Source organism: Methanoculleus formosensis (genome assembly GCF_025384765.1).
GTDB lineage: Archaea > Halobacteriota > Methanomicrobia > Methanomicrobiales > Methanoculleaceae > Methanoculleus > Methanoculleus formosensis.
In genome coordinates, this window is record NZ_VHLL01000008.1 from 65,773 (window position 1) to 76,283 (window position 10,511).

Annotated in this window: 13 protein-coding genes; 10 read left to right on the forward strand and 3 right to left on the reverse strand. The window is 63.5% G+C overall.

The genetic code is table 11. From position 1 onward, the window contains the following. Position 1: 1 nt before the first annotated feature. Positions 2-394, forward strand: a complete 393-nt coding sequence (locus FKB36_RS11630; RefSeq protein WP_261598246.1) for a Zn-ribbon domain-containing OB-fold protein — start codon at positions 2-4, stop codon at positions 392-394. Between the two features lie 388 nt (positions 395-782). Here the strand turns inward: FKB36_RS11630 and FKB36_RS11635 are convergent, their stop codons facing one another. Beyond that, positions 783-1,706 (reverse strand): class I SAM-dependent methyltransferase, encoded by a 924-nt coding sequence (locus FKB36_RS11635; protein ID WP_261598257.1) that lies wholly within the window; start codon positions 1,704-1,706, stop codon positions 783-785. 44 nt (positions 1,707-1,750) lie between these two features. Between FKB36_RS11635 and hmgA the strand changes: the two genes are divergently transcribed. Further along, entirely contained in the window at positions 1,751-2,959 is a 1,209-nt protein-coding gene (gene hmgA, locus FKB36_RS11640) for a hydroxymethylglutaryl-CoA reductase (NADPH) (protein ID WP_261598247.1), read from the forward strand. An 11-nt stretch (positions 2,960-2,970) separates the two neighbouring features. Here the strand turns inward: hmgA and rimI are convergent, their stop codons facing one another. Continuing rightward, positions 2,971-3,435 carry a ribosomal protein S18-alanine N-acetyltransferase gene (gene rimI / locus FKB36_RS11645; protein WP_315901839.1) on the reverse strand — a complete coding sequence of 155 codons (465 nt, stop codon included), beginning with the start codon at positions 3,433-3,435 and terminating at the stop codon, positions 2,971-2,973. Positions 3,436-3,518: 83 nt separating this feature from the next. Between rimI and FKB36_RS11650 the strand changes: the two genes are divergently transcribed. Continuing rightward, positions 3,519-4,781, forward strand: coding sequence for a DUF1015 domain-containing protein (locus tag FKB36_RS11650; RefSeq protein WP_261598248.1), 1,263 nt, complete (start codon positions 3,519-3,521; stop codon positions 4,779-4,781). A gap of 49 nt (positions 4,782-4,830) precedes the next feature. After that, the gene (gene hisG / locus FKB36_RS11655) at positions 4,831-5,703 is read left to right on the forward strand and encodes an ATP phosphoribosyltransferase (RefSeq protein ID WP_261598249.1); all 873 of its coding nucleotides are present in this window, start codon (positions 4,831-4,833) and stop codon (positions 5,701-5,703) included. 8 nt (positions 5,704-5,711) lie between these two features. Here hisG and FKB36_RS11660 read toward each other — a convergent pair whose 3' ends face one another. Continuing rightward, entirely contained in the window at positions 5,712-6,353 is a 642-nt protein-coding gene (locus FKB36_RS11660) for an FmdE family protein (RefSeq protein WP_261598250.1), read from the reverse strand. A gap of 248 nt (positions 6,354-6,601) precedes the next feature. Between FKB36_RS11660 and FKB36_RS11665 the strand changes: the two genes are divergently transcribed. From FKB36_RS11665 to FKB36_RS11690, 6 genes are read left to right on the forward strand one after another with little or no spacing between them, the layout of a single operon-like run. Next, positions 6,602-7,165 (forward strand): hypothetical protein, encoded by a 564-nt coding sequence (locus FKB36_RS11665; protein ID WP_261598251.1) that lies wholly within the window; start codon positions 6,602-6,604, stop codon positions 7,163-7,165. A gap of 17 nt (positions 7,166-7,182) precedes the next feature. Next, positions 7,183-8,199: a hypothetical protein gene (locus FKB36_RS11670; protein ID WP_261598252.1), complete on the forward strand. Its 1,017-nt coding sequence runs from the start codon at positions 7,183-7,185 to the stop codon at positions 8,197-8,199. Next, a complete protein-coding gene (locus FKB36_RS11675) occupies positions 8,193-8,714 on the forward strand; it encodes a DUF7288 family protein (protein WP_261598253.1) in 522 nt (173 codons plus the stop codon). Before FKB36_RS11670 ends, FKB36_RS11675 begins: the two co-directional genes overlap by 7 nt. Next, positions 8,702-9,091, forward strand: a complete 390-nt coding sequence (locus FKB36_RS11680; protein ID WP_261598254.1) for a hypothetical protein — start codon at positions 8,702-8,704, stop codon at positions 9,089-9,091. The genes FKB36_RS11675 and FKB36_RS11680 overlap by 13 nt, the downstream gene beginning before the upstream one ends. After that, a complete protein-coding gene (locus FKB36_RS11685; RefSeq protein ID WP_261598255.1) occupies positions 9,072-9,518 on the forward strand; it encodes a hypothetical protein in 447 nt (148 codons plus the stop codon). Before FKB36_RS11680 ends, FKB36_RS11685 begins: the two co-directional genes overlap by 20 nt. An 18-nt stretch (positions 9,519-9,536) precedes the next feature. Further along, positions 9,537-10,298, forward strand: coding sequence for a DUF7289 family protein (locus FKB36_RS11690; protein WP_261598259.1), 762 nt, complete (start codon positions 9,537-9,539; stop codon positions 10,296-10,298). The last annotated feature ends 213 nt before the right edge of the window (positions 10,299-10,511 follow it).

Sequence of the window (10,511 nt, forward strand, 5' to 3'; positions counted from 1 at the left end):
AATGTCGGTTTCACGGTTCTGGAGAAAGATCCCGCAGCGCTACAACCTCGTCGGGACACAGTGCACCACCTGCGGGCGGCACTTCTTCCCGCCCCGGTCGCTCTGCCCCGACTGCCGGCGGAGCGGCGAGATCACCGACCACAAGTTCACCGGCGAAGGGACGGTCGTCACCTACACGGTGATCCGGTCGGCAAGCGACCAGTTCGAGCACACCACCCCCTACGTCCTCGCGATCGTCGAGCTCGACGAGGGGCCGAGGCTCACCACCCAGGTCGCCTGCTCGCCCGAGGAGGCGAAGATCGGGATGCGGGTCAAAAGCGTCTTCCGCCGGATTGCGGCGGACGGCGAGAGCGGCACCATCCACTACGGCACGAAGTTCGTGCCGGCAGAATAATTCCAACCCTTTTCGGGGTGACAGGGGTCTTGCGCGCGTAGCGATGGACCCGAACACGCTCTATACTCCTCTTTTTTTGTAAACTCAGTCTGCTTCATCCCGGGGTGCCGAACACCCGGGATTAGAGAGAGAAACAACCCAAAGCGAGGAAAGAGCCGGTATGCCGGACCGTGGGGAAGGGGAGCATCCCCCACCCCGCCCGGCTCGCAGCGCTCCTCCCCCGCACACGAGGGGCGGGGGCAGCCCGTGGCGATATCCGCGGGAAAATTGCGGACACCTGAGAGGCTACCGGAGATCGGCAGGTTCAAAATGATGGGATCTCGGCCACCGCAGGTGCAGGTTACACAGCCCGGAGAAGAACCGTAACCGGCAAAATCGGGTTTCTAGATCACTCCGCCCCTTTCTCCACGGTGATATCATACACCGCGTGCCACTTCCCCGGCGAGTAGGTCCTGACCTGCCGCTCGATGACCTCACCGCCGGTGACCGCCCGAACCCGGGGGAGGCACTCCCCCTCCTCCTCCTCGAGCGCGTAGAGGTGGATCGTCCCGCCGTCCCGGCAGAGGGCGGCCGCCGCCGGGAGGTACTCCGGCGCGGCGAGCGGGAGGTTCATGACGATCCGGTCAAAAAGGGGAAACCCGAGCCGGGGGAGGTGGCCGGCGTCCGCGAGGACCGGGATGACGTTTCCGGTGCGGTTGAGCGCGATGTTCTCGACCAGGAGGTGAACCGCGGCGGGGTTGAGGTCGGCCGCGACGACGAGCCCCGCCTTCCCGGCGAGGGTGATCGCGAACGGCCCGACCCCGGCGAACATATCGAGCACCCGTTCTCCCTCCCCCATCGCCCCGAGAACCCGTTGCCGCTCGGTCGAGAGCCGGGCGGAGAAGTAGGCGTGGGTGAGATCGACGTCGAAGGAGTGGCCGTACTCCGTCACCCGGGTGCGGGTGGTGGGGGCGCCGGCGAGGACCGCGAACCGGCGGGTCCGGTACTCCCCCTCGACGGCGGTCTCCGGGAAGAGCACGGTGTGGAGGGAGGGGCGGGATGCGAGCAGCCGCTCTGCGCCCTCGGGATCGTTCTCCTGCATGATCGCAATCCCTCCCACGAGTTCGTGGCGGGGGAGGTCGATACGCTCCGGCACCCCCTCGAACTCGCACCGGATGGCGCCGGGGACCTCTTCCGTCACCGGGAGGAGGATCGCGTCACCCTCCGGGCGGGGACGGAACCGCCGGTCGAGGAGCCCCTCCTCAAGCAGCCGCCGCCGCGTCCCTTCAGCCTCTCGTCTCGGCACCGCAAGGCACCACTGCTCTTCTCCCAGATCGACCACCAGCCATCTTTAGGTATCAGATCTAATACTTATTCATGGATGAGTATATCGAGAGGCTGAAAGACGGGTCTCTCAAACTCTACGCCCTCGAGAAGGAACTCCCCCCCGAAGAGGCCGTCCGGGTGCGCCGGGCGTTCGTCGAGGGCGAGACCGGGACCGCCCTCCCGAAGATCGGATCGTTCTCCATCGATATCGACCGGGTCGTGAAGCGCAACATCGAGAACATGATCGGCACCGTCCAGGTGCCGCTCGGTGTCGCGGGGCCGCTCCGGGTGAAGGGCGAGTACGCCGACGGGTCCTACTACCTCCCGCTCGCGACGACCGAAGGGGCGCTCGTCGCCTCGGTGAACCGCGGCTGCTCCCTGATCACCCGGGCGGGGGGCGCGGACGTGCGGATCATGCGGGACGGGATGACCCGGGCGCCGGTCTTCGCCGCCCGCGATGTGGGTCACGCACGCGATGTGGTCGCCTGGGTCGAGAGCCATGTCGCGGAGATCCGCGAGGTTGCCCAGAGCACCACGAAGCACGGGGAGTTTCGTGAGGCCACCACCTACGTCGCCGGTACAAGCGTCTTCGTCCGGCTCGAACTCGACACAAAAGACGCCATGGGGATGAACATGGCGACGATCGCGGGCCAGAAAGTCGGCGAACTCATCGAGCGGGAGACCGGCGCCCGCCTCGTCGCCACGTCCGGAAACATGTGCACCGACAAGAAGCCGGCGGCGATCAACCTGGTCCGGGGCCGGGGGAAGACCGTGGTTGCGGGCGTCCGGCTCACCGACGCGATGGTCGCAGATCTCTTGAAGACCGACGCGGAGACGCTCATCGAGGTCAATTACAGGAAGAATCTGGTGGGCTCGGCGCGGGCGGCCTCGTTCGGGTTCAACGCCCACGCGGCAAACGTCGTCGCCGCCACCTTCATCGCCTGCGGGCAGGACCCCGCCCACGTCGTCGAGGGGAGCACCGCGATCACCACCGTCGACCGGGTGGACAGCGGAGTCTACGTCTCGGTCACCCTTCCGTCGCTTCCCGTCGGGACGGTCGGCGGCGGAACGGGGGTCGATACCCAGCAGGAGTGCCTCGCGATCCTCGGCGTCGCCGGGGGCGGCGACCCTCCGGGAGCCCATGCGAAGGCATTTTCAGAGATCATCGCCGCCGGGGTGCTCGCCGGGGAACTCTCCCTCCTCGGCGCCCTCGCGGCGCAGCACCTCGCCCGGGCACACCAGGAGCACGGGCGGGGGTAATATAACCTCTTTTAAAACCGGAACCACTTCATCATAACGAGGGCATCCTCCTCGTTCGCGTAGTATGCCGCGACCTGGAAGACTTCCCGGTAGCCGAGGCGGCGGTAGAACTCCTGCGCACCGGTGTTCGTCACCCTGACCTCGAGCTGGACGGCGCTCGCACCGAGGATGAGATACTCCTGCTCCAGGCGGCGGACGAGGTGCTCCCCGACCCCCTGGCGACGGTACCCGGAGGCGACGGCGAGGTTCATGATATGCCCGTAAACCTCCTCCCCGGTATCTTCAACGCCGCCGGCGACGAAGCCGGCCACGTCGCCGTTGTTCTTTGCCACGAAGAAGGTCTCCGGGTAGCAGGCGAGCGATTCCTGAAGCGTCCGCTCGTCCCAGGGGTCGGTGAAGGACGCCCTCTCGACGGCGACGATCTGCGGGATGTCTGCGGGTTGTACCCGGCGAATGTTGAGCTGGAGCGGCATCATGATCGGCCTCTCCCTCCTGGAGTGCCCTATCTAATATAGTCTCAGGAAACAAAATAGTAGGCACATACGAGTTGGCGGTACTTATGGTTCAGATCTATCGTTTCGCGGCGGTCCGTCCAGGGGGGCGGTACTCCGAAGAGATCCCTTCCGTGCCATACGACGTGGTGACGGCAGAAGAGGCCCGGGAATGTATCGAGAAGAATCCCCTGAGCTTCCTCCGGGTCAGCCGGCCGGATGCCGAACTCCCCGAACTCCCCCCGAACGACGACCGGGTCTACCGGCGGGCGCAGGAGGTCTTTGACGGGATGCTCGCAGACGGCCTGATGCAGCGCGACCCCGAACCCGGGATGTACGTCTACCGGGCGGTCCAGGACGGCGAGGAGTTCGTCGGGCTGGTCTGCTGCGTGGGGACGGAGGACTACGAGAACCGGACGATCCGGCGGCACGAGCTCACCCGGTACGACAAGGAGGAGGACCGGACCCGGCACATTGATGCAGTCGGCGCGAACACCGGCCTCGTCTTCCTGCTCTACCGCGACCCGGGCGTTATCCTCTCGCACGTCCGCTCCATCATCGACGGCGCGGAGCCCGACGGGAGCACCACGACCGCTTCAGGCGTGCTCCACGAGGTCTACCGGGTCGCCGACGGGGCAGCTCTCGCCCGCCTTGAGGATCTCTTTGCGGCAGTGCCGGAGACCTACATCGCGGACGGGCACCACCGCGCCAAATCGGCGGTGAACGTGGCGGAGCGGCGGCGAAAAGAGGGACGGTTCACCGACGAGACCGGAAAGTTCATGGTCGTCCTCTTCGCCCACGATCGCGTCCGCATCCACGGCTACAGCAGGCTTGTCACCGACCTCGGCGACTACACGCCCGCGGGGTTCATCGAGGCGCTCCCGAAAGCAGGCTGGACCGTCCGCCCCTACGCCGAGATCGACGCCGCGGGCTACCAGATCGAGCCGCTCGCGGCCGGGAGCGCTCCTATCCACGTCATGCACCTCTACATCGAGGGGACCTGGTACGAGATCTCGCGACCCGTTGCGGACCCCGCCGACCTGATCGGGTCGCTCGATGTCTCGGTTCTCCAGAAGGATGTCCTCGAAGGGATGCTCGGGATCTCCGATCCCCGGGGCGACCCGAGGCTCCACTACATGGGCGGGGCGAAACCGCTCTCGGCCCTTAAAAAACTCGTGGACTCCGGCGAATACGCCTTCGCGGTTGCCATGCAGCCGGTGCCGGTCGAGACGGTCCTCGCGATCGCCGATAACGACGGCGTCATGCCCCCGAAATCCACCTGGTTCGAGCCGAAACTCCTCTCGGGGCTTGTCATTCATACGATCGACTGAGAGAACCGTATCATCATCTTTAACTCTTTTTCTGCCCGATCACCTCTTCATGATCACGATTGCGCTCCCGAAGGGGAGCCTTGAGGCGCAGACGCTCCAGCTCTTCAAGGAGGCGGACCTCGAGGTCAGGCGGACCGACCGCGACTACAACCCCCGGATCAACGATCCGCGGATCGGAAAGGTGAAGATCCTCCGCCCGCAGGAGATCCCGCTCTACGTCCAGATGGGCTACTTCGATCTCGGGATATCGGGGCTCGACTGGGTGCAGGAGAGCGGTGCCGACGTCGTCGAGGTCGCGAACCTCTCCTACAGCAAGACCGGCGACGGGAACGTCAAGATCGTGGTCGCGGTCCACCGCGACGAACCGATAGAGGATGTCGCCGCCATCCGCCCGGAGAGCCGGGTGACGACCGAGTACCCGCGGATCACGGAACGGTTCTTCGCGGATCTCGGGGTCCCGGTCAGGCTCTTTCCCTCCTACGGGGCATCGGAGGCGAAGGTCCCCGACCTGATGGACGTCGTCGTCGACCTCACCGAGACCGGGAGCACGCTCAAGAAGAACGGGCTCAAGATCGTCGGGCAGATCATGGAGTCGCACACCGCGCTCCTTGCGAATCGCGACTCACTCCTCGACCCGGAGAAGCGCCGGGAGATCGACGAGATCACGACCCTCCTCCTCGGGGTGATCGAGGCACGCCACCAGGTGCTCCTGACGATGAACGTGCCCTCGACCGCGCTCGACCGCGTCATCGAGGTCCTCCCGGCGATGAAGAAGCCCACCGTCGGCAGGCTGCACGGCATCGACTACTTCAGTATCCAGACGGTGGTGCAGAAAGGGCTTGTGAACTGTCTCATCCCGCCGCTCAAGGCCGCGGGCGCCGAGGACATCCTCGAGATCCCGATAACAAAAATAGTGCGGTGAAGGGACCCTCAGAGGTGCCGGGAGTACTCCTGCGAGCAGGCGTAGCAGACGAACTTCCCGTCCTCGACCCTGACGCGGGACTCGGCGGTCATCTCGCCGCACCTTGCGCACGGCACCGACCGGAATATCCTGGCCCGTTCGGGGATCTCGGCATCGACCTCGTGGATGATAAAGAGGTCCTCGGCGGGCGCCTTTCGGATGGCATCGACGATCTTCTCCATTCGCTCGTGGAACTCGGCGTGCTCCGCGTCGGTCGCCCGACCCTGGATCACCCGCGCCCTGAGCGGCGCAAACTCCGGGTCAAGCGAGTCGATGTCAAAGGACGGGTTCGAGACCACCCGGACTGCGGCCCCGGTCTTACGGTTGATGAACGTGAACGCGTGCTTGCCGTGGTCCTTGAAGAGGAGGTTTCCTTTTCCGGCGGTGCAGCCGGTGAGAACCTGTATGGCATCGACGCCGCAGGCATCGGTCTCGGCGATGGTGACGAGTTCTTCGTCCTCTGAGCGCCCGGACCGGAGCCGCGCGAGGGCGACCTCCGCTGCCCGGTAGCCCGTCGCGAGACCGGGGCAGACGTGGCCGTGGAAGGCGACCGCTTCGGCGAACCGGTCATCTGCTTCTCCCGGCGTGCCGGGGGGAATGGTGGTACACATATGCTTACCCTGCCTGAGATGTTGTTACAAACTTGCGGATATATGTTACGATAGCGCACCGGGACACGCGGGCGCCAGAGGCGGGCATATAAGAGCGGGACCGCCCCGCGCGGCGAGTGCGCGGGAGGGATGAAATATTTTTGCGTACCATCGTCTGCACGTTTCCAATATCCCGATCTATGGGCAAATCTTTGAAGAAACAAAAGAGGCGGTTATTTATACGGCCTGGGTCATAATGACTGCTTTACATGAGAGTTCCCGGGGGAGTCCTGGCCCTGCTTGCCGCAGTCTGTATCCTCTGCACCGCGTGTGGCTGTCTCGGCACGACCTCACCGCCGCCGTCGAGCGGCGGCATCACGCCTGTCGATCTGCCCGAGCCGGAGGGCTACACTCTCACCGAGGCTCTCGCGGAACTCGAGATCCTCAGCGTCGAAGGTGGCCTGAACATCACCGGCACCTCGATGCGCCAGGTGCTCGGGAACCGCGTAACCCTCGACGGCCGGGCAGACGCCTGGGCGATCGGTCTCAAGGATGGGGACGAGGCGCGCTGGCTGACCTCCGGTGTCACGGGCTGGAAGGAGACAACGCTGCGTGTCCCTCTGCCTGAGGACGAGGTGAATATGACCGGGATCCTCTCCCCCGAAGACCTCCTCGCGGGAGAGGAGGAGACGATCCGGTCGGCGATGGCGCCCCTCGATGCGGAAACGGTTGATCTCGTCCTCGCGGAGGGGGTCTACACTATCCACATCCGTTCGGACGCGGGGGTAGAGAGCCTCGCGTTCCGGGCGGATACCGGGGAGGTGATCGTATAAGAACCGACGACGGCGCGATGTCGCTCGACTTCCTCGTGGGGTTCACGATCTTCATGCTCGCCCTGATCATGGTGGTGAGCATGGTGCCGGGGCTGCTCGTGGGCCTCCAGAGCAGCGGCATCGACTACGACGCGGTCGCCTACAGGACTGGGGTGATCCTCGCCGAGGACCCCGGCTGGCCGGTCTATCCGCCGTGGGAGATGAAGACTGACGCATATAAGGACGAGATCGAGCGGATGGGGCTCGCGGCCTCGAAGGAGACCCCGAACATCCTCCTCTCGACGAAGGTCGACGCCTTCTTCAACTCGTTCTTTACCGCGGATGACTACCGCAGCAAAGCGATCTTCGGCGATATTCCTTACTCCTACAACTTCTCGCTCCGGAGTGAGGACTACAACTATGCAACCGGCGACCCCCTCCCCCCCGGCTACGGCTACATCCGCCGAGCGGTGAAGATCAAGGAGCCGGGGGTGGCGAATATCAGTTATAACAGCAGTTTCAACGAGACCACGCTCGATCCGTCGGAGCCGCGGGTCTTCACCGTCCGGCTGGACTTCAGCCAGCTGCTCGACCCATCCGTCGGTCCGGCCTACCGGATCGACCCGAGAACCGAGCCGGTGAACATCACCATCACCGAATTCGGCAGGTACCTGAACGCGACCGCATCGGCCGAGAACGCGACACTTAGGGACGTGACATTCTGGAAGATGGATCCGACGGTGCCGATGCCGCGGTTTACCAGGATCCCGTTCTCCTACAACACGGAGGATCCGGATCTCTACACCCTCTCCCTCGACGGGAATTCAAGCGACCTCAAACCGAATGCCCCGGTCAACTCTAGCATCTCCTTGGTGCTGAAACCGGTGGCGACCTCGATCTTCACCCTGGACCAGAACAGCGTCCTGGATATCCGGTTCACCTTCGATGATGGCGTGCCACAGAGGACCTTCATGAACGGCACGTATCTGTATGACTACGATAACGTCACCATCGCCGACCTGAAGCCCGCTGTCCTGGAGGTGGCGATATGGTGAACGATCGAGGGCAACTCTACACGATGGAGGGTGTCGCGGCCGGGGTCATCATGCTCCTCACCGCGTACATCGTCGTCAGCACGACGAGCGTCTACACCGCCGGCGATACGCACATCCCGGACATGCAACTCGAGCAGCTCGGGAGCGACGTTCTGGCGATGATGGATACGCCGGATAGAGATGGGAAAGAGAGCCAGCTGGTCGGGTTCGTCAAGATGGGTACCGGGGGCGGTAATGATCTTCGGGACGCGTTCCTCAATAACTCCAGGATGCGAGCCGGTGATCCAGATAATGATCTCCATGCCCAGGTATTCCTCTCTTACAGGAGATCGGACGGCAGCGTAAACACAACCGAACTCTCTCCACCATCCGATCCCGGGTTCACCGGACGTGAGAACGCGGTGCGGGTGACGCGGTGGGTGCAACTGGATGGGAACCCCTCTGGCATCCCTGGTTTAGGCTATTCTCCCCGCCCCCGGGCCGTCCTCGTGGAGGTGCTCCTATGGCGGGCATGAACGAAGACGGCCAGTGGATCGTCCTGATGGGGCTCCTCGCCGCCGTGGGGCTCTTCTTCCTTGCGCTGGTCATCAACCAGTCGGCGATCGTCGGGCAGACGACCGCGGAGGGAGTGATCGAGTTCCCGAAGAACGACATCCGGGACCTGCGGGAAGCGGTGTTTGACTACACGGATAAGTTCAGAACGGTCCCGGACTCAGATGAGACAAAAAAGAATGTACAGAAGGACATCATCGCGATCTCCCTCGAACGAAAGAACGCCGTGGTCGATTTCTCGGTGGGCGGCCCGCAGGAGATCTCCGGCCGCAACCTCCACCCGATCGAGATCCGCTACAACAACGGGGTGACGGAGTACCATGAAACCGTGTATTATTGAGCCGCCGAACGAGGAGGGCGTCACGAGGCTGATGGAGTACGTCATCGTCAGCGGCGTGCTCCTCCTCTTGATGGTCGTGATGATGTTTACCATCAACGCCGCCTTCATGGAGGGGCCGGCGAACAATCTCCGCTACCACGCCTTCGTGGACATCGGGAACGGGGTCAGCACCCGGATCGTCGACCTCTACGTCATCGCGCCCGGCAACGGGACGATCACGACGAAGTTCGACATCCCCGACGAAGTGGCCGGGAGGGACTACTTCGTGAACGCAGGCATGACGGGCGCAAGCCAGGTGATCCAGGTGGAGGGAGGCGACATCCAGAGCAGGGTCGCTATCGCCGGCATCGGAGCGACGAAGGGCGTGACCGGGAACACCACCGGCGCGGGATGGAACATGATCCACTACAACTCAGGCGGGGTTTAGGAGAAGATAACCGTGAAGATGAATGAGAAGGCGGTATCGGAGGCGATCGGGTTCGTCCTGATCCTCGGGATCGTCATCAGCGGCATCGGGCTCGTGACGCTCTACGGCTACCCGGTGCTCGTCAAAGAGCAGAGCAACACCGACGTGAAGAACATGGAGCGGGCGATGATCGTCATCCAGAACGACATGAAGAGCCTCTGCTTCAAGAATGTGCCCTACAAGGAGACATCGCTGCAGGTGAGCGGCGGGACGCTCGAGGTGACCAACTCCAGCAGTTACGGCGGCTACATGAACGTCACAACCGACGCCGGGTTCTGGATCTACCCCTTCGGCGCACTGACCTACCGCTCCGACCGCAGCAATGAGGTGATCACGCTCGAGAACGGCGCGGTGATGCTGCGCCAGGACGGGGCGACGGGGTCGGCGATGCTTGCGGAGCCGCGGTGGTTCTACGACAACGCCACGGGTACGTTCGTCATCTACATCATGAACATCACCACCGACACCCTGATGGCGAAGTCCGGTATGACGACGGTGCGGATGAGCCTGGAGAATGCGACCACGCATCCACCGTTGCTAAGCCCAGCCGCGATAACAGTGAAGTACGAGACCGATCCGTCGGGTGACTACTACTCGACGGCGTGGGAGAACTACCTGACCGGCAACTCGCTCGGGATGGATAAAACCGCAACCCCCAACGAATACACGTGGAAGATCAGCGAAAAACCCGTCAGTAAACTCGTCATAAAAGAATACAGGATCAAGATCCACGATCTCTAATCTTTTTCTGAGCCCGATACCGCAGATCTCCGGCCGCTGCCCGACTACTCGCCGGGGGTATGATGGAGGTCGCCCCAGAAAGATCCCCAAATCTTCGGCATACCCTAATCGGAGCGCTTACTCCCTATGAATCTGTCATCTGATCCATATCCCGGGCATTGAAGGTGAAACGGCTTCCCATTGGGTATCGCCACTCGGGGGAGGGTCCGGGAG